This is a genomic window from Ruminococcus sp. AM43-6 (assembly GCF_003461785.1).
Classification (GTDB): Bacteria; Bacillota; Clostridia; order Oscillospirales; family Ruminococcaceae; genus Hominimerdicola; species Hominimerdicola aceti.
The window spans coordinates 156,485-176,520 of record NZ_QTXU01000002.1; the positions used below are offsets into that span (position 1 = coordinate 156,485).

Genomic DNA, 20,036 nt, shown 5'->3' on the forward strand with positions numbered 1-20,036 from the left:
CTGAAAGGGAGGATATAAAATGTATCAGAACGAAAAAACTATCAGTGAAAAAGAGATATACAAGGGCAGGGTCGTTCACCTGACTTGTGATGAAGTGGAGCTTGAAAACGGCTACAAGACGCTTAGAGAGGTCATTCATCACCCTGGCGGAGTTTGCATAGTTGCTCTTGACGAGGACGAGAATGTTTATTTTGTGAAGCAGTTCCGCTATCCTTTCAAGACCGCACTTATGGAGATACCTGCAGGAAAGCTTGAATACGGTGAAGATCATTTGGAGTGCGGAAAACGTGAGCTTAAAGAGGAGATAGGTGCAACAGCAGAAAAAATGACTTATCTTGGCTGTATTTATCCTACAGTGGCTTATGATACCGAGATAATCCATATGTATATGGCAGAGGGACTTGATTTCGGTGAGCAGCACCTTGACGAGGGCGAGTTCCTTGACGTAACAAAAATGCCTCTTGAAGAAGCTTACAAGATGGTCATGGAAAACAAGCTCCCTGACGCAAAGACAACTGCGGCTATACTGAAAACTTATCTTATCAAAAAGGATATGTAGTCCATAATATTTTATCCATGCGATAAAAGAAACGGTCGAACGCTGTTCCCCACTGCATATATAAAGGGTACTGTCAACGTGGCAGTACCCTTTTTTTGTGGTAAAAAAAGAGCGCCCACGCACCGAAGTGCATGAGCGTCTTTTTTATAGTAACTTAGATTACTTTTCCTCAGTATTGTAAAGCTTAGCGTATCTGAGCAGATAATCATATCTGTCCTTAGCGTTCTGAACAGCCTTACCAAAGAGCTTCTCAGCTCTCTCAGGATTCTGTCTAGCAAGTGCGTTGTAACGTACCTCGCCCATGATGAAATCCTTATAGTCAGCTGTTGGAGCCTTAGAATCAAGGATAAATGGATTCTTGCCCTCTGCCTTAAGACGTGGGTCGAATCTGTACAGATGCCAGTAACCAGCCTGAACAGCCTTCTTCTCCTCCGTCTGAGCAATTGACATACCACCCTTGATACCATGGTTGATACATGGAGCATAACCGATGATGATTGAAGGACCGTGATAAGACTCTGCCTCGTGGATAGCCTTGATGCACTGATTGTAATCAGCACCCATTGCAACGTGAGCTACATATACATAGCCGTAAGACATTGCGATACCTGCGAGATCCTTCTTCTTAACTTCCTTACCAGCTGCTGCGAACTGAGCGATAGCACCTGTTGGAGTTGACTTAGATGACTGTCCGCCTGTATTTGAGTAAACCTCAGTATCGAATACGAAGATGTTTACGTCCTCGCCCTGAGCGATAACGTGGTCAACGCCTGAGAATCCGATATCGTAAGCCCAACCGTCACCGCCGAAGATCCACATTGACTTCTTTCTCAGATAGTCAGCGTCCTTAAGGATCTCCTCAGTAGCCTTGTTCTTTGTCTTCTTGAGAGCTGCGATAAGATTATCTGTAGCTGCTGAGTTCTTCTCGCCGTCATCTACTGTTTCAAGATACTCTTCGCAAGCCTTCTTGAGAGCTGCTGCCTTAGTTGTCTTAGACAGTTCAAGAACCTTAGCGATAGTTCTGTTTCTGATAGTTGACTGTGCAAGGAACATACCGTAACCATACTCAGCGTTATCCTCGAACAGTGAGTTAGCCCAAGCCGGACCCTTGCCGTCCTTGTTTACTGTGTATGGAGTTGAAGGAGCTGAACCACCCCAAATTGATGAACAGCCTGTTGCGTTAGCAATGTACATTCTGTCACCAAAGAGCTGTGTGATGAGCTTAGCATAAGGTGTTTCACCGCAGCCTGCGCAAGCGCCTGAGAATTCAAGCAGTGGCTGCTTGAACTGTGAGCCCTTAACTGTTGTTGCCTTAAACTTCTCGAATACTTCCGGCTTTTCAGCAAGTGTAAGACCATAGTTGAATACTTCCTGCTCAGCGAGCTGAGTTTCAAGTGGCATCATGCTGAGAGCCTTGTTGCCCTTCTTACCAGGACAAACATTTACGCAAGAACCGCAGCCTGTGCAGTCCAGAGCAGACATTGTCATTACGAAGTTGTAACCAGGCATACCTGTCATAGCTACTGCCTTCTCCTGAGCAAGCTTAGGAGCCTTCTTCAGCTCAGCGTCTGTCATTACAACAGGTCTGATAACTGCGTGTGGACATACATATGAACAGAAGTTACACTGGATACAGTTGTCACCATTCCATGCAGGAACGTCAACAGCGATACCTCTCTTCTCAAATGCAGCAGAACCCTGTGGGAATGTGCCGTCTGCCATACCTGTGAATGTTGAAACAGGGAGCTTGTCGCCTTCCTGAGCATTGCAAGGGATCTGAATGTTGTTTACGAAGTCCTGAAGTGTCTTATCTGCGCACTTAGCGGCAGGCATACCCATTGGAGTATCCTTGCACTTCTTCCAAGATGCAGGAACCTTAACTTCGTGAACCTGCTGACATCCAGCGTCGATAGCGTCATGGTTCATCTTAACGATAGCGTCGCCCTTCTTAGAATAAGAAGCTGTAGCAGCGTCCTTCATGTACTTGATAGCGTCGTCGATAGGAATGATGTTAGCAAGCTTGAAGAATGCAGACTGAAGAACAGTGTTTATTCTGTTGCCCAGACCGATCTCCTTACCGATCTTAACGCCGTTGATAGTATAGAACTTGATGTTGTTCTCAGCGATATATCTCTTTACCTGACCTGGGAGGTGCTTATCCAGCTCTTCATGCTCCCACTGGCAGTTCAGAAGGAATGTTCCGCCTGGCTTGATATCCTGTACCATGTTGTACTTAGAGATATAAGACTCGTTATGGCAAGCAACAAAGTCAGCCTGATTGATAAGGTATGTTGACTTGATAGGTGTCTTACCGAATCTCAGGTGAGAAACTGTTACACCGCCTGACTTCTTTGAGTCATATGCAAAGTATGCCTGAGCATACAGATCTGTGTGGTCACCAATGATCTTGATAGAGTTCTTGTTTGCACCAACAGTACCGTCAGCACCAAGACCCCAGAACTTACAAGCAGTTGTGCCTGCTGGAGCAGAGTCAAGCTTGCCCTCAGTTTCGAGAGAGAGGTTTGTAACATCGTCTTCGATACCGATAGTAAATCTTGGCTTGTATGTATCCTTCCAGCTTGCATTCCAGTAAACAGCCTTGATCTGTGCAGGAGTTGTATCCTTAGAACCAAGACCATATCTGCCTGAAGCGATAGCTACATCATGGAACTGTGTACCCTTAAGAGCAGCAACAACGTCAAGATAAAGAGGCTCGCCCTCAGAACCTGGCTCCTTAGTTCTGTCAAGAACTGAGATCTGCTCACAAGTTGAAGGGATAGCTTCAACGAGCTTGTCAGCACGGAAAGGTCTGTAAAGTCTAACCTTAACAAGACCGAGCTTTGTGCCTTCCTTCTCGTTGAGGTAATCAATTGTTTCTTCGATAGTGTCACAAACAGAACCCATAGCTACGATAACGTGTGTAGCGTCTGGTGCGCCGTAGTAGTTGAACAGCTTGTAGTTTGTGCCGATCTTTTCGTTTACCTTGTTCATGTAATCCTCTACGATGCCAGGGATAGCGTCATAGTATGGGTTACAAGCTTCTCTTGCCTGGAAGAAGATATCAGGGTTCTGAGCTGTACCTCTAAGTACAGGATGCTCAGGGTTAAGAGCTCTCTTTCTGAACTCCTCCACCTTCTCGAAGTCAACCATATCTCTTACGTCTTCCATATCCCATGTCTCGATCTTCTGGATCTCGTGAGATGTTCTGAATCCGTCAAAGAAGTGGATGAATGGTACTCTGCCCTCGATAGTTGAGAGGTGAGCAACTGTACCCAGATCCATTACCTCCTGTACATTTGAAGAACAAAGCATAGCAAAACCTGTCTGACGGCAAGCATAGATGTCAGAATGGTCGCCGAAAATATTAAGTGCGTGTGAAGCTACACATCTTGCAGATACATGGATAACGCAAGGGAGAAGCTCACCTGCGATCTTATACAGGTTAGGGATCATAAGAAGAAGTCCCTGTGATGCTGTATATGTTGTTGTGAGCGCACCGGCTGCAAGTGAGCCGTGTACTGTACCTGAAGCACCTGCCTCAGACTGCATTTCTGCAAGCTTTACAGGAGTGCCAAACAGGTTTTCCTTACCCTTGGCAGCCCACTGGTCTGTTACTTCTGCCATAACAGATGATGGTGTGATTGGATAGATAGCAGCAACTTCTGTAAATGGGTATGACGCCCAAGCAGCAGCGTTGTTTCCGTCCATGGTTTTCATTTTTCTTGCCATTTTAGAATCATTCCTTTCTCGATATTTCAAGCAAAAGCTCAAAACTCAAATTTCCTTTTTAGCGTACTTTTTCAAGCACGTCTGTTTAAGGACAGCAGATATTTTCTTCAAAAGTAAGCTGTAACAAACTTTCTCAGGATACATCTGTTTTAACTCTTATAGTATACCACTTATTTTTCAATTTGTAAAGACCTTTTACCACATTTTTTCTTGATTTATACGCTGTAAACCCCCTATTTTCGGTTAGTTATGACTTCCTCATATTTCAGACGTGCTGTATTACGGAGATAAAAAAAATGCCTGCCGAAACAGACATTTTTCATATATTTAAATTATAAAACTAGCAGTTCATAAGAAGTTCGGCGAGGGCATTGAGTATCTTATCCACATCAACATCAGAGCTGAATTTTACATCAAGCTTTGAACCGCCTTTTTTATCCTCGCTTAAACTTACACGAAGCTTATCAGTGGCTTGATTTACTCTTATCTCAAACTCAGTATACATAGGATTTGTGATAGTACGCTTTATTTTCTTTTCAGCTTTTTTATTTGTTTCCAAAGCGGCGATAGCTTTTTCAAGCTCTCTTACCGTCCAGCCCTTTTCTATACACTCTGTGGCAAGCTTCTCCTGAGTATCCTTATCCGCAACGCCTGCAAGCACCTTTGCGTGACCCTCGGTGAGCTTTTTGTCACGGAGCATTTCCTGCACATTTTCGCTAAGGGAAAGAAGTCTGATAGAGTTTGCCACAGCGGAACGTGAACGTCCAACAGCTTCTGCCACCTGTTGCTGAGTAAGACCATAGGTTTCCATAAGAGTCTGATAAGCGGCAGCCTCCTCAAGAGGTGTAAGGTCTTTACGCTGGATATTTTCAATAAGGGATATCTCAGCGGCTTCAAGATCTGTAAGTTCCTTTATATAAACAGGTATCTCATCAAGTCCAGCCAGACGTGCCGCACGCCACCTACGCTCGCCTGCAACTATCTTATATCCTCCATTGTCAAGAGGTCTTACAAGTATAGGCTGTAAAACACCATGCTGTCTGATATTTTCCGCAAGCTCATTAAGAGCGTCCTCGTCAAACTCAGAACGTGGCTGATTTTTGTCAGGCTCAATAAGAGATATCCTTACTGTGGAAATGCCATTTTCGCCATCATCATTTTTTACCGATTCACTATCAGATCGTGTGATCTCATCTATAGAATTATCAAAGAACAGGCTATCCAAGCCTCTGTCCATTTTGCTTTTTTTAGCCATTGTATTTTCCTTTCACATTATAAGATACAATGTTCCATGTGGAACATTATTTTTTCTTTATTTTTCTTTATTCTTTGCCGCTTTTTTCTTTTCTCTTTTAGCTATTTCTTTTGCAAGATTTTCATATGCCTTTGAGCCTTTTGCCTTCTTATCATAATAAATAGCCGGCTCACCAAAGCTTGGGGCTTCCGACAAAGCAACGTTTCTCGGTATGGTAGTTTCAAAGACTTCCTTTGCAAAATGCTTTTTGACCTCGCTTATTATCTGACCTGTTATCTTGTATCTTTCAACGCACATTGTAAACAAAATGCCCTCGATATCAAGGTCAGGATTGAATGATGTTTTTACTCTGTTGATAGTATTGTGGAGCTCAACAAGACCCTCAAGTGAAAGAAACTCGCATTGGAGAGGGATAAGTACAGAATCAGCCGCCGCAAGTGCATTTATTGTGAGCATATCGAGAGTTGGGGGACAATCTATAAATATGTAGTCATAAAACTCTTTTGCAGGCATAAGGGCATTGCGAAGCTTCATTGCTCTGTCCTTTTCATTCACAAGTGATACAGACGCACCTGAAAGATCCTGAGTTGTCGGCACAACTGAAACTCCACGGCAGGAAGTTGGCACGACAGCTTCAAATATCGAACATTCTTCAAATATTACATCAAACACTGTATTTCTGATACTTTTTTTCTTTATACCAAAGCTTGTGGTAGTATTGCCCTGTGGGTCAAAGTCAACGATCAGGACTTTTTTGCCCTTTAGTCCAAAAACCGCTGCAAGATTTACAACAGTAGTAGATTTTCCAACGCCGCCTTTCTGATTTGAAACGGCAATTATTTTCCCCATATTCTTGACCTCTTTTCTAAGTAGAATTATATCATATTTATTATACTACAATTTTTCACTTTTGAAAAGACCCTTTTACAAATTTTCTTGAAAATGTTCCACATGGAACAAATCAGAATTTTTACTTTATCCGACAAAGTCCATGACAATTTAGAAAATAATACAAAGAATAAAGTACCAATATCAAAATCAAGGTCATAAAGAGCAGAAAAGTTTTCTGAATAAAATATAGAATTGAGGATCGTGAAGTGTTATGATTATTTTAAAACGAAACGGAGGTATAAAAAAATGAGCATTTTCCCAAAAACATTAACAAAAGCTTTCAGCGAAGAAACTGACGAATCGCAAAGGGCTTCACCCTATCAGACATTAGGCAAAATAATCGACATTTCCATAGGAGAGATAAAGCCTAACCCTGTTCAGCCAAGGCGATATTTCTCACCTGCTGAACTAACAAGCCTTGCAAAAAGCATTTCTCAGGACGGGATCATACAACCTCTCACAGTGCGGCGTGTAAAAGGCACTTTTGAGCTTGTGTCAGGCGAACGGCGTTTGCGTGCGGCAAAGCTTGCAGGATTAAGGTCAGTGCCGTGTATACTTATCAATGCCACAGAGGAACGTTCGCAGGTCATTGCACTTATAGAGAATATCCAACGTTGTGACCTGAACTTTTTTGAAGAAGCCGAAGCGATCTCTCAGCTCATCACAAAATATGGCATGACTCAGGAATCTGCGGCTATTCGTCTGGGACTTGCTCAATCCACAGTTGCAAACAAGCTTCGTATTCTGAAACTTAACGCTGAGGAACGCAAAATAATTCTCGATAACAATATGTCAGAACGTCACGCAAGGGCTTTGCTGAAGATCACAGATAATGACCGCAGGCTTGCTGTGTTGAACAAAGCGGCTGAAAGCGGTTGGACAGTTGACGTATTGGAAAAATATATTGCCAAGCTTCTGAAAGATGATGAAAAGCGTGCAAGCTATCACAAAAGAGCGGCTATGTTAAAAGATGTTAGATTGTTTTTCAACAGTGTCAATAAGGCGATAGATGTTATGAGAATGGCAGGAGTGAACGCTGACGCAAAACGTATCGACCATGAGGATTATATCGAATATATTATAAAGATACCATCGGAAAAGCAGGCAGAATAAAATGTTCCACATGGAACAAAAAAATTGGACAGGCTCAAAAGTCTGTCCAAATTTTTTTATATATCGCTGTAAAAAAGCTGTTCCCAATAGGTGTATTCCCCGTTTTCTGACTTTGTGGCTTTTGCGCATGCCATGTAATGCACATCAGGGTTGAGGATATTTTCTCTATGAGGCGGTGAGTTCATCCATGCGTCGAAAGCCTCTTTCACAGTGCTCATGCTGTTCATACCATATGCGATATTTTCAGCCGCCGCACGCCATTCAGGAAGGTCAGTTTCTTCTATAGCTGTGATGTATGAATTGCCGTCAGGTCTGTCATGAGAATAATTTTCCAGAAGTTCGTTTGCTCGCACATCTGCCGCAGAGTCGAGAAGTTCAAGTCCCTCAAGTTCTCTTAAACCATACTGTTTTCTGACTTCATTTACATAGCCAAGCATTTCAGATGTTTCAGCAGAAAGATTTCTATTTGACATATTCGTGCTTGAATCAGGTTCAGTAGGTTCGGCAGGCTGAGGAGCAGAGGGCTGTTCTTCCTGCACAGGCTCGGTAACAGTTTCAGTTTGCGTTTCTGTTTTCTTTTCAGTTTTCTTTGAAGTCGTTGTGGTAGTAGCAGCCGTTGTCGTTGTTGTAGTAACAGTTGTAGTCACAGCTTTTATATCTGCACTGTGAGGTGGCCGCATGGTCTTTCCGTTTATGATAACCTTATCCCCTGACACGCTTATGTAGTTATTGCCTACCACTATGGATTCCATAAGCTCATTATCAGTGTTTGTTATCTCCATGCCCTTATCCATGGCTTCAAGCACATACTTTGAGCCGTTCACATCTTTTACAGTAGCTTTCTTTACTGTCTTGCCGTCTTTTACAATTTCAAACTTGTTCTCTGCGATACACCTTATAGTCACCTTGTCAGTTACGTTAAAGCTGCTGAAGCTTTCATCAACATATGTCACCTTTGTGTTTGCATAGTAGACCTCGTTGGCTGATATTATTATCCTTGTGCCTTTATAACTGAACGAGTTGACCTTTTTTCCGTTCTTAGTGACAGTGACAGTATTTCCGTCACAAGTCAGTACAAGCTTATCACCGTTATCATCAGTTATCTCAAAAGAGTTCACTATCTCATTTGAACTGTTTATAAGAGTATATCCCCCCTGCACATTTGCAAAAAGGGTATAGCCGCCATCAAAAACTATCTTTGTACAAGTCGCTGCTGTTTGTATAGTAGTCACTGAACCCGTGATAGTTTCGGCAGACTTTTTATTTGTGGTCACAGTTGTGGTGACTCCTGTGCTGACGCTTGAAAGCTTTTTGGGCTTTTCTTCCCCTGTGCTTCCGCAAGAGGAAAGACAACAGCCTGCCGCACAGACAACACATAATATTTTAACTAACCTATTGCTTTCCATGATATCTTAGCTCTCCTGTTATATCAAATGTTCCACATGGAACAATACAAAAAAGGCAGCCCTGGGACTGCCTTTGTGAGTTTATTTTGTGTTTGAAAGTGTCCATCTGAAAGGTGCTATTCTCTTTGCCCTTGTGTTGTCTATGTTCCAGTTGTTGAATGTGATAGATGGGTCAAAATAGCGATAATCAGTTTTCATCTTACCTTTGTTGATGCTTATTCCCATTCCAGGTGATTTCTGGATAACTGCACCTATGCGGTGATGTTCCTTTTCATAATCAATTATCTCTTTTGCCGTTATCAGCCTTGAATCAGCAAGATTGTAGATTCCCTCATATCTTCCTGTCGGCACATTGATGATACCATTTATAAAGTCGATAAGATTGAATACACAACAGAATGAAAAACCGTATTCTCCATCATTGAATATGTATGCAACATTTTCCTTTGCGTCAAATACTCTGTCTCTCAGATTTTGTGTATACTCAGCGTCATAAATAGGAGCTACTCTGGCAATAACAGGTATAGTTTCAGACTTTTTAAATTCCTTCTGCATTATCTTCTCAGATGTCATCTTAAGATCTGCATAGTTTGAATTTCCCTTTTCAGGAGCAGTTTCCCTTATTGGTTCTCTGCCTTTCTGTACACCATATATTGCTGTTGTGCTGAGCAGGATAAAGCTCCTTACCTCAGCCTTGTTTGCAGCCGCATATATGAACTTATCACATATCTTGCTCTTTTTCATCTCAGCGTCTGTTACATATGGATCTATATCGTTATCTACAGAATTTGCCAGATGCACGACAACGTCGATCTTGTTGCTATCGATTACATTTGTAATAGCGTCCTTATCTGTAATATCACACTGGATAAAAGTATAGTTTGGATCAGTTCCAATAAACTCATTTTTGCGTGTATCTATACCGAATACACGATGCTTTTTGTGCAGTAAGCTGGATGTAAGGTACAAGCCTATCATTCCGCTTGCTCCTGTAACTAAAATTGAAGCCAACTCTGCCACTCCTTCCCCAAGTAGAATTGCACATTTATTTACTATAATTATACCACAGTTTTTATTAATTGCAAATACTTTTTGAAGAAAACTGAAAAATTTAGATTTTCTTTATAATTTTGCTTGCTATATTTAGTGAATTGTGATAAAATTATAGGTATAAATCATAAGTAAAAAAATATAAAAATATTTTAACACATAAAAATATTAAGGAGCAATTTATTTTGGTTTATTCCGATCTTATATTTATACTGGGAATGTTCCCGATAATGACCATTATTTCGCTTTTCGACAGAAGTGCAGAATATAAAAACCTCATTCTGATAGTTTGTTCCCTGCTGTTTTTCAGTTGGGGCAGACCTTTTGTGTTCTGTCTTATTTTTCTGTCAGTTATCCTCGATTGGATATTTGGTCTTATTATTTCAAAAAACCGTGAGAACAAAGCCCTTTGCAGGATATTTTTGGTGCTGGATATTATAATGAACGTATCTCTTATGCTGATATTCGGTCAGAATATCCTTTATAATAAGGTAAAAAAGCTCAGTTTTGACGCCGCCATACTTCCACTTGGTATGGGTTATTATATGCTCAGAGGAATTTCTTATGTCTATGACGTTTTCAAGGGCAACTGCAAAGCAGAAAAAAACATTTTCTGCCTTTTGACTTATATGGTGTCACTGCATTTTATGCTTGTGGGACCTCTTGTGAGATACGGTGATATTGAGCCACAGATAAGGCATCGTGAAATCACAGGAGCAAAGCTCAACCAGGGACTTAATAAGATAGTTTTCGGTTTTGGCAAGGTGGTGCTTCTTGCAGGCGTTTTTGAACAGATAAAGCTTGCAGGACTTAACGGCAAAGAGATAACTACCCTTGGCTGTTGGCTTGGTATGCTGTCATTCTTGGCTCAGTATTATTTTCTTTTCACAGGACTTTCGGATATGGCAATGGGACTTGGTCTTACAAACGGCTTTGTTTATCCCGACAACTACACAAACATTGAGGCTGACGGACTTTTCACTGGTATGATAAAAAGCTTCAATACAACTGTTGTTGACTTTTTCAGCGAGGTTTTCTGCTGCAAAAAAAACATGAACAAGGTCTTTACTTTTGTATGCTATATACTTTGCGGTCTGGCACTTTCTATATGGTATCAGGCAAAGGTGAATTTCATTATCGTCGGACTTTGTGCGGCTGTGCTTTGTATCCTTGAAAAGCTGTTTCTTGAAAGACCGCTTTCAAAGCTGCCTGACATTGTGAAGTATATCTATCTTGTACTCACTGCTCTCGTTATTTTTGGCGGACTTTATTTTGACAGCTTCTATGGCTACAAAAAATGGCTCTTTGCACTTGCAGGAGTAAATGTGAAATACACCTTGAGCGTGTCTGTAAAAAGTGCAGTGCTGAAAAATATCACCCTTATAGTAATATCGTTCTTTATTGTCTGCCCACCTGCAAAAAGAGCTTTCTGCAAGATTTTTAAAAAGCTTTCACAGAAGTCTCAGGCGGCTTATGGCAGAGTTATGATAACAAAGACCATTATGACAGTGCTTGTTTTTGCAGTGAGCGTTATAACACTTGCGGCGGAATACGCAGCATAAAAAGAGGAAAATACTAATGGATAAGAAAACTACACGATTCAATATCGTTCACGATGACAATGAATATGAAATACCGGAGGAATGCGAGGCTGCAGAGGAAGCGGCTGAAGAGCTTGCCAAAACGAATTTGGAGGAGCATTACAGCTTTATAAATCTTCTTTCCATAGCGGTCATAATGCTATTTGCCTGCATATTCTTTATTTCAGTTTCAGGAAGCGACATTGTGGAGGACAACAATCTGTCTTTAACATTCAAGACTTTCTTTTCAGGGGATTACACTCAGGCATTGGAGGACTCTTATAATAATAGTATACCTTTTCCTGACGCCATGAAAGCTGTTGAGGAGCGTATCTCTCTTATTTACGGTATCGGCAATAAGGTCACTGACCCTATAAAGGAAACGCCTGACAATACTGATTCTAATCACAACAGCTTCGATCAGCCGACTAATAATGACAGTGATGATCCTGACGAAAATGTTATCACCACCACTGCAAAACCGCAGGATGGTGAAGTAACTACCACAAAGAAAAAAGAGGACAAGAAAAAAACAACAACTACCACTGCTATTGACAGACCGGAGGAAACTAAAAGCACCACAACGACTTCAACGGCTTCCACTACCACAAATAATGACAAGCCTTACTATACTGTCACCGAAACTGAGCCTATAGTACAGCCCGGTCCTACTACTACCACGACCACAACAAAGGCAACTGAGACCACAACTCAGCCGACAGAAACTGCAGAACCTACCACCGAGCAAACTGAGGGACCGTCAGATGAATAGCAGATTTGATAACCCTTTTCCCTATTCTGATGACAATAAAAGATATCATACCTATAATTATTATCTAAGGCACAAGTTTGGCACTAAGGTTTTCAAGATACCGCTTAATATTGACCTTGGCTGTCCGAACAGAGACGGCACAAAAGGTGTGGGGGGCTGTGTGTTCTGCTCGGCAAAAATGAGCGGAGATTTTGCAGGCGACCCTCATGAGGATATCCTTACTCAGTACAGAGAGATAAGGGAGAAAATGAGCAAAAAGTGGAGCAAGGGTCTGTGCATACCGTATTTTCAGGCAGGCTCAAACACCTATGCTGACGTTGAAACGCTGAGAAAAATGTTTTATACAGCCCTGTCATTTGAAAATACGGCAGGGCTTTCTATCGCAACAAGGGCAGATTGCATCAACGAAGAAAAAGCCGACCTGCTCGGTGAGCTTGCTGAAAAAACGTTTCTTACAGTAGAGCTTGGCTTGCAGACTATACATGACGAAACGGCTTTGAAAATGAACCGCTGTCATACTTTTGCGGATTTTCTCAAAGGCTATGAAATGCTGAGAAAACGCAATGTGAATGTGTGCGTGCATATCATCGACGGGCTTCCCGGTGAGGATAGAGATATGATGCTTGAAACGGCTAAAACTCTCGGTCAGCTTGATATACAAAGCATTAAGATACATCTTCTGCACGTTTTAAAAGGCACTGTGCTTGCACAGATGTATGAGCGTGGAGAGTTCAGAGCACTTGAAATGGACGAGTATGTTAATATCGTCTGCGACCAGTTGGAACTTCTGCCTGCGGAGATAGTAATACAGCGTGTGACAGGTGACGGTGCAAAGGACGACCTTGTTGCACCTTTGTGGAGTTTGAAAAAATTCTGCGTTATGAACGAGATAGACAAGGAAATGGGAAGAAGAAATTCATGGCAGGGAAAGGCTCTGTCGGAGTAAAAAGAGGTAAAAATGAAAGATATATGTGCAGTTTCGACACCACTCGCTGAGGGCGGTATATCAGTCATAAGAATAAGCGGAGAAAACGCCATAAGCATAGGTGCAAAGGTTTTTAAACCGCTGTCATGCAAAAGTGTTGAAAACATGGCAGGCTATTCGTGTGCATACGGAAAAATAGTTGACAAAAACGGCAGAGAAGTTGATGACGGCGTTCTGACGGTTTTCCGTGCGCCTAAGTCATACACCGGTGAAAACGTCTGCGAGATATCATGCCATGGCGGAATATATGTTACAAAAAAAGTTCTCAGACTTTGCATTGAACAGGGTGCAGAGTTTGCTCAGAGGGGCGAGTTCACAAAGAGGGCTTTTCTCAATGGAAAGCTTTCACTTACTCAGGCTGAGGGCGTAATGGAAACTATCTCCGCTCAGGGAGAATATGCGCTTAATTCTGCAAATCTTACAAAAGAGGGCAGGCTTTTCAGGCTTATTTCTGATATGTCAAGAAAGTTTGTCACAATACTAGGTGAGCTTGCGGCATGGGTGGATTATCCAGAGGAGGACTTGCCTGAGATATCTGAGGATAATCTCAGAGAGAGCCTTAAAAACGCTTTGGCAGGGCTTGATAAAATAATAGCAGATCATGACAGCGGTATGATACTGAAAAACGGTGTTGACACTGTTATCGCAGGCAAGCCGAACGTTGGAAAATCGACACTCATGAATATGCTGTTGGGATATGATCGCTCCATAGTCACAAATATGGCAGGCACTACACGAGATGTTATCGAAGAAAGTGCAAAGCTTGGCGAGCTTATTTTGAAGCTTTCCGACACTGCAGGAATACATGAAACTGATGATGAAGTTGAAAAAATAGGCGTTGATATTGCAAAGAAAAAGCTTAAAAACGCTATGCTTGTGATAGAAGTTTTCGACATTTCAAGAGAGCTTGACGAGGAGGATCTTGAGCTTCTTGAATATGTGAAAAAGCTTGGAAAGAAAGTTATCATAGTTCTCAACAAGTCTGACCTTGAAAATGTTGTTGAAAGGTCTCAGCTTGAAAAATATTCAGACTATGTGATAGAGATATCTGCGAAGCTTGACGAGGGCAGAGAAGAGCTGCAAAAGGCCGCAGAGAAGCTTTTGGGCATTGGCGGATATGACGCTGACAGCACAATTTTTGCAAACGAGCGTCAAATAGCCTGTGCAGAACGTGCAAGAAAATATCTTGCCATGGCTCTTGAAAGCCTTGATATGGGAGAAACTTTGGACGCTGTTACTGTGATGATAGACAATGGTGCAAATGCACTTTTGGAGCTGACAGGAGAAAAGGCTACAGAAGCGGTGGTAGACGAGGTATTTTCAAAATTCTGCGTAGGAAAGTAATTTATATGGTCTTATTTTCAGACAGGTGGTTTTATTATGCAAAAGGAATATTTTGATATTATTGTGGTAGGTGCAGGTCACGCAGGCTGTGAAGCGGCTTTGGCGGCGGCACGCCTTGGACTAAAGACGGCACTTTTTACCATAACACTTGACGGTGTTGCCAATATGCCATGCAACCCCTCTATAGGCGGAACTGCAAAGGGACATCTTGTTCGTGAGATAGACGCTTTGGGCGGAGAAATGGGCAAGGCGGCGGATAAAACTTTTCTGCAAAGCAGGATACTCAACCGTGGAAAAGGTCCTGCCGTTCATAGTCTGAGGGCGCAGATAGACCGTGTGGAATATCACAAGCTTATGAAAAAGACTATCGAAGATACTGACGGGCTTTATCTGAAGCAGGCTGAGATAACTGATATTTTATTTGAGGAGGACGGCAAAACTGTCCGTGGTGTGCGTACAAAGCTTGGCACTGAGTATGACTGCAAGGCTGTTGTGATCTCAACGGGAACTTACCTTGGCGGCACTGTCCATGTGGGTGCAGTATCATATTCAAGCGGTCCTGACGCAACTTTGCCTGCACTCAGCCTGACAGAATGTCTTAAAAAGGCAGGCATGACAATAAGACGTTTCAAAACAGGCACTCCTGCCCGTGTACACAAGCGTTCCATAGATTTTGACAAGCTTGAAGTTCAATGCGGTGACGATGATATAACACCATTTTCTTTTGATAATCATGAAAAGCTTGAAAATAAAGTTAAATGCTATGTGGCTTATACAAATGAAGAAACACACAAGGTAATAAGAGATAACATACATCTTTCACCTATATATTCGGGTAGGATACACGCTATTGGCCCAAGATACTGTCCGTCTATCGAAGACAAAATAATGAGATTTTCAGATAAGCCAAGGCATCAGCTTTTTATTGAACCAATGGGTCTTGACACTGACGAATATTATCTGCAAGGTATGTCGTCATCACTGCCTGAGTTCGTTCAGCTTCAATTTTTGCACACTATAAAAGGACTTGAACACGTTGAGATAATGCGAAACGCCTATGCCATAGAATATGATTGCTGCGACCCTACAGAGCTTTCTGCTACGCTGGAGTTCAAGGCTTTTGACGGTCTTTACGGCGCAGGTCAATTCAACGGCACTTCGGGATATGAAGAAGCCGCCGCACAGGGTCTTATTGCAGGCATAAATGCCGCACTGAAAATTCTCGGCAGAAAACAGCTTATCCTTGACAGAGCGTCATCATACATAGGCACTCTTATTGACGACCTTGTGACAAAGGGCTGTTCAGACCCTTACAGAATGCTCACATCAAGAAGCGAATACAGACTTTTGCTAAGACAAGATAACGCTGACATAAGGCTCACGCCTATCGGACATGAGATAGGGCTTATCTCAGACGAAAGATATCAGCATTTGCTTGACAAAAATGAACAGATAGCCGCTGAGATAAAGCGTGTTTCAAAAATAAATATTGCACCAGATCCTGAGATAAATGCCTATCTTGAATCTGTAGGCACTGACCCTCTTAACAACGGCATAAAGCTTGCTCAGCTTATCCGCAGACCACAGGTGTCATATGATGGTCTTGCTCCTTTCGATAAGGAACGACCTGAGCTTTCAGCAGAAGTAAAAGAGCAAGTAGAATTGCAGATAAAATATGACGGCTATATAAAGATACAGCTTGAACAGGTGGAGGCTATGCGAAAGCTGGAGAAAAAGGCTTTGCCTGCGGATATTGACTATAATGATATAAAAAGTCTTAGACTTGAAGCAATTGAAAAGCTCAATAAAATAAAGCCTGTATCAGTTGGTCAGGCAAGCCGAATCAGCGGAGTAAACCCTGCTGACGTGGGTGTACTTTTGGTATGGCTCTCATCAAAGAATGACCATAGGGAGGAATAGTATGTCAAAGCTTATTTCTAAGGACGATTTTATAAAGCTTTTTGATAATTATGATATAACAATATCTGACAGTGATTATTTACGCTTTGAAGCTTATGCAGATCTGCTTTGTGAATGGAACGAGAAAATAAATCTTACTGCTATCACTGACCCTGAGGGAATTTCAATAAAGCATTTTTTTGACAGCGTTTATCCTTTCACACTTTTCAAGGTAAAAGAAAATGCAACGGTAATAGATGTCGGCACAGGAGCAGGATTTCCGTCCTGTCCACTGAAAATCGTCCGTGACGATATAAAGCTTACACTTTTGGACAGCCTTAATAAGAGGATAAATTTTCTTGCACAGCTTTCAGACAGTCTTGACCTTGGTGCGACCTGCATACACGGCAGAGCAGAGGAGCTTGGCAGAAGCATGGAGTGCCGTGAACAATTTGACATTGCCACAGCAAGAGCGGTGGCAAACCTCAGCGACCTATGCGAGTATTGCCTGCCTTTTGTAAGAGTCGGAGGATATTTCGTTGCATTGAAAGGCTCAGGAGGAAATGACGAGCTGAAAGAAGCTAAAAATGCTATTAAGATACTGGGAGGAAAGGTCGAAGAGGTCTTTGACTATGAACTTCCAACAGGTGACGGCAGAACGCTTATCCTCATAAGAAAAGTATCTGAAACACCTGAGAAATATCCACGCAACAAGGGTCAAATGAAAAAGAAAAAATTATAATACGAACTAAAGCAAAATACATAGCGGTGTCGGAGAACAAATCTCTGCACCGCTTTTGTAGTTTCTTATACAAAGTAAATACCGCAAAGAGCGACAGCGATTTTGCGGCGTACAAACTGTAGACACAAATGTGTAGGGGCTGGCGCCCTCGACAGCCCTATATCGAAGCGGCTAGACTTGGATTGGTCACGAATGAAAAGAAGCAGACAATGTTATAAATTTTTGCACCGAACATTTTGTAAAAAAATACAAATGATATTGAAACCGAAACATAGATAAGCGGGACGTCGGGGGCGCCGTCCCCTACAATAAAAAACAAGCAAAATAGCAAAAAAACACGCTGAATTTTTGTTCAGCGTGTTTTCTTATTGTCATTTTTAATTTAGAACTCTATCTTTGAGTAAAGACCTGAATCCTTCATTGTGTCCTCTGGCTTTGGCTTTTTGTAGTCCTTTTCAAAGCTTGTTGTGATGTCAAAACCCTTTGAGCGGCGATTGTTATTGTTTCTTCTTCTGCCACCGTTCTTCTTGTAGCCGCCTCTGTTGTCATACTTTCTAGGTGTTGTAGAGCTGATTATTACCTTTCTCCATGGCTCTTCACCCTTTGACTGAGATGTTACACCCTCTATCTCTGATACAGCAGCGTGAATGATTCTTCTCTCATATGGATTCATTGGCTCGAGAGCTGATGAACGACCGCTTCTCTTTACGTTGTTTGCTATCTTTCTTGCAAGCTCTTCAAGCTGGGTCTTTCTTCTTGCCCTGAAACCATTGCAATCTGTGGATATTCTGAAATATTCTCTGTCTATCCTGTTGCATACAAGTGATGCAAGATACTGAAGTGAATCGAGGATATCGCCCTTCTTGCCGATAAGCTTCTCGAACTCTTCGCTCTTTATCTCAAAAAGTGCGCCGTTTTCAAGCTTTGTTACCTCGATCTCTGTGTCTTCTATGCCCATTGCCTTTATAACATTGAGTATATATTCCTTTGCACAGTCAGCCTTTTTCTGCAAAGTGTCGCTCCACTCTGCCTCTGCCTTGACTTCTTCCTGAACTTCTGCCTTTTCTTCAACAGCCTCTGTTTCTTCAGTTACAGTTTCTACCTTTGTTTCAGGCTCATATTCAGCTTCTACCTTTGCCTCACCCTTGATCTTTCCGAAAAAGCCCTTTTTAGGCTCTTCAAGAACTGTGAAAGTGATCTTTTCTACTTCTGTTCCAAATTCAACTGCCGCCTTGTTCTTTGCTTCGTCTACAGTTGCGGCTGTAAAGATCTGTTTCATTTTTTTCTGCTCCTCTCGCTAAAAAAGTTTAGTCAACAACAGGTCAATCCTGTGAATCGTCATATTCGTCGCCATATTTCTCAGCCATTCTCTTTCTGGCTTCGTTAAGACGTCTTCTCTGCTCGTCTTTAAGCTCCGTCTTTGTTTTCTTCTTAGGCTCATCGTAATCCTCATCGTCAGAAAGTGACTTTCTGATCTCAGCAGGATCCTTACCAGCCTGTATCATCTGAGCCTCAGCCATTTTCTCCATAAGAGTAGGCTTGCCCTTCTTTTTCTGCTTTGCTATATCCTTCTGAACAAGCTCTGCAACGTGTTCAGGTGTATAGATCTTATTGAGTACGATAGTCTGTCCCAGTGCAAACAGTGAAGAATAGCACCAGTAAAGACCAAGACCTGCCGGATAGCTGAAACCGATCCACAGTGAGAAGATAGGCATACCATAAAGCATTATCTTCATTCCCATTCCGCCCATATTTGCAGCGTCAGGATTGTTCTTCTTTGCAAAATGCTGTGAAACGAATGTCACTATAAGCTGCAAAAGTGCTGATACAATAGGGATAATGCAGGAAAGATCCTTCATTGTTGGTATCTTTCCAAGGAAAAGTCCGAAAATGCTGTAGTTGAAATCTTCAGCCGCAGCCTTTACGCTTGTTGGAAGCACATCTGCATACTGTCCGCCCTCTTTTTCAGTGAAAACGAAAGTCATAAGCTCAGGTCTTGACTGAATGAGGTTTGTGGAGAAGTAATTCTCGTTAAGAATAAAAGTATCTATATCATTATGAGCCTTAATAGCATCCATAACGTTAGATATCTTGTTGTCATTAGAAAGTGCCTTTGCAGACTTTGGATACTTGTCCTTGTCTGTAAAAAGCTTTTCAAGCTTATCATAAGCTTCGTCCTCAGTAGCACCGTCTTTCTCAAACTTTTCAATAAGCTTTTCTATTGTAGTATCCTTGCTTTTTACCTCAGCACTGACAACATAAAGATTCGATATCATGTTGTTTGAGTCTGTAAGCTCCTCTTTATCTGCGTTTGAAACGTAGGTAAGAGGTCCGTAAATAACAGGGATAAGAGCAAACAGAATGACCATTGTGATGACCATTGGCAAGCAGCTTGCCATAGGGTTTACGCCCGCCTTGGCGTAAAGGTTCATCTGCTCTTCCTGCATCTTCTGCTGATTTTTAGCGTATTTCTTCTTTATCTTTTCAAGCTCAGGCTGAAGCATGGTCATTCTTGCCGTGCTCTTCTGCTGCTTGACGTTAAGCGGAAATACTATAAGTCTTGTAAGGATAGTGAAAAGCAGCAGTGCTATTCCGTAGTTCTTGCATACAAAATAGCAGCCCTTCATTATCCAGCCCAAAGGGGTCGCAATAATACCCATTTAATATCCTCCAGATCAATTATTTGTCATATTGATAACCTATATATCTGA

General features: G+C 41.9%; 15 protein-coding genes. 8 read left to right on the forward strand and 7 right to left on the reverse strand.

Going from position 1 to position 20,036, the window contains the following annotated elements:
* The first annotated feature begins 19 nt into the window (after window positions 1-19).
* The gene (locus DW938_RS02475; RefSeq protein WP_038672772.1) at window positions 20-559 is read left to right on the forward strand and encodes an NUDIX hydrolase; all 540 of its coding nucleotides are present in this window, start codon (window positions 20-22) and stop codon (window positions 557-559) included.
* 159 nt (window positions 560-718) lie between these two features.
* Here the strand turns inward: DW938_RS02475 and nifJ are convergent, their stop codons facing one another.
* The 3 genes from nifJ to DW938_RS02490 all read right to left on the reverse strand — a co-directional run bounded on the left by nifJ (window position 719) and on the right by DW938_RS02490 (window position 6,392).
* A complete protein-coding gene (gene nifJ, locus DW938_RS02480) occupies window positions 719-4,288 on the reverse strand; it encodes a pyruvate:ferredoxin (flavodoxin) oxidoreductase (RefSeq protein ID WP_118123785.1) in 3,570 nt (1,189 codons plus the stop codon).
* A 340-nt stretch (window positions 4,289-4,628) separates the two neighbouring features.
* On the reverse strand, window positions 4,629-5,543 hold the full coding sequence (locus tag DW938_RS02485) for a ParB/RepB/Spo0J family partition protein (RefSeq protein ID WP_117877470.1): 915 nt from the start codon (window positions 5,541-5,543) through the stop codon (window positions 4,629-4,631).
* A 57-nt stretch (window positions 5,544-5,600) separates the two neighbouring features.
* Window positions 5,601-6,392: an AAA family ATPase gene (locus tag DW938_RS02490; protein WP_117877472.1), complete on the reverse strand. Its 792-nt coding sequence runs from the start codon at window positions 6,390-6,392 to the stop codon at window positions 5,601-5,603.
* 288 nt (window positions 6,393-6,680) lie between these two features.
* On the opposite strand from DW938_RS02490, the gene DW938_RS02495 reads away from it, so the two are divergent.
* The gene (locus DW938_RS02495) at window positions 6,681-7,547 is read left to right on the forward strand and encodes a ParB/RepB/Spo0J family partition protein (protein WP_118123786.1); all 867 of its coding nucleotides are present in this window, start codon (window positions 6,681-6,683) and stop codon (window positions 7,545-7,547) included.
* A gap of 56 nt (window positions 7,548-7,603) precedes the next feature.
* On the opposite strand, the gene DW938_RS02500 is transcribed toward DW938_RS02495, so the two are convergent.
* Together DW938_RS02500 and DW938_RS02505 are read right to left on the reverse strand one after the other, a co-directional pair.
* A complete protein-coding gene (locus DW938_RS02500) occupies window positions 7,604-8,953 on the reverse strand; it encodes a CAP domain-containing protein (protein ID WP_118123787.1) in 1,350 nt (449 codons plus the stop codon).
* An 81-nt stretch (window positions 8,954-9,034) separates the two neighbouring features.
* Entirely contained in the window at window positions 9,035-9,964 is a 930-nt protein-coding gene (locus tag DW938_RS02505) for an NAD(P)-dependent oxidoreductase (RefSeq protein WP_118163735.1), read from the reverse strand.
* Window positions 9,965-10,188: 224 nt separating this feature from the next.
* Between DW938_RS02505 and DW938_RS02510 the strand changes: the two genes are divergently transcribed.
* From DW938_RS02510 to rsmG, 6 genes are read left to right on the forward strand one after another with little or no spacing between them, the layout of a single operon-like run.
* Window positions 10,189-11,565 (forward strand): acyltransferase, encoded by a 1,377-nt coding sequence (locus DW938_RS02510; RefSeq protein WP_118123788.1) that lies wholly within the window; start codon window positions 10,189-10,191, stop codon window positions 11,563-11,565.
* Window positions 11,566-11,581: 16 nt separating this feature from the next.
* Window positions 11,582-12,355, forward strand: a complete 774-nt coding sequence (locus DW938_RS02515; protein WP_118123789.1) for a hypothetical protein — start codon at window positions 11,582-11,584, stop codon at window positions 12,353-12,355.
* The gene (locus DW938_RS02520) at window positions 12,348-13,301 is read left to right on the forward strand and encodes a TIGR01212 family radical SAM protein (RefSeq protein ID WP_117897119.1); all 954 of its coding nucleotides are present in this window, start codon (window positions 12,348-12,350) and stop codon (window positions 13,299-13,301) included. Before DW938_RS02515 ends, DW938_RS02520 begins: the two co-directional genes overlap by 8 nt.
* A gap of 12 nt (window positions 13,302-13,313) precedes the next feature.
* A complete protein-coding gene (mnmE, locus tag DW938_RS02525; RefSeq protein WP_118123790.1) occupies window positions 13,314-14,684 on the forward strand; it encodes a tRNA uridine-5-carboxymethylaminomethyl(34) synthesis GTPase MnmE in 1,371 nt (456 codons plus the stop codon).
* Between the two features lie 36 nt (window positions 14,685-14,720).
* A complete protein-coding gene (gene mnmG / locus DW938_RS02530) occupies window positions 14,721-16,604 on the forward strand; it encodes a tRNA uridine-5-carboxymethylaminomethyl(34) synthesis enzyme MnmG (protein WP_181984349.1) in 1,884 nt (627 codons plus the stop codon).
* A 1-nt stretch (window position 16,605) separates the two neighbouring features.
* Window positions 16,606-17,325 carry a 16S rRNA (guanine(527)-N(7))-methyltransferase RsmG gene (gene rsmG / locus DW938_RS02535; protein ID WP_118123792.1) on the forward strand — a complete coding sequence of 240 codons (720 nt, stop codon included), beginning with the start codon at window positions 16,606-16,608 and terminating at the stop codon, window positions 17,323-17,325.
* A 382-nt stretch (window positions 17,326-17,707) separates the two neighbouring features.
* Here rsmG and jag read toward each other — a convergent pair whose 3' ends face one another.
* Both jag and DW938_RS02545 read right to left on the reverse strand, forming a co-directional pair.
* Complete coding sequence (jag, locus tag DW938_RS02540) at window positions 17,708-18,604, reverse strand: RNA-binding cell elongation regulator Jag/EloR (protein ID WP_118123793.1); 897 nt, start codon at window positions 18,602-18,604, stop codon at window positions 17,708-17,710.
* A gap of 43 nt (window positions 18,605-18,647) precedes the next feature.
* A complete protein-coding gene (locus DW938_RS02545) occupies window positions 18,648-19,985 on the reverse strand; it encodes a YidC/Oxa1 family membrane protein insertase (protein WP_046439590.1) in 1,338 nt (445 codons plus the stop codon).
* Window positions 19,986-20,036 lie beyond the last annotated feature (51 nt).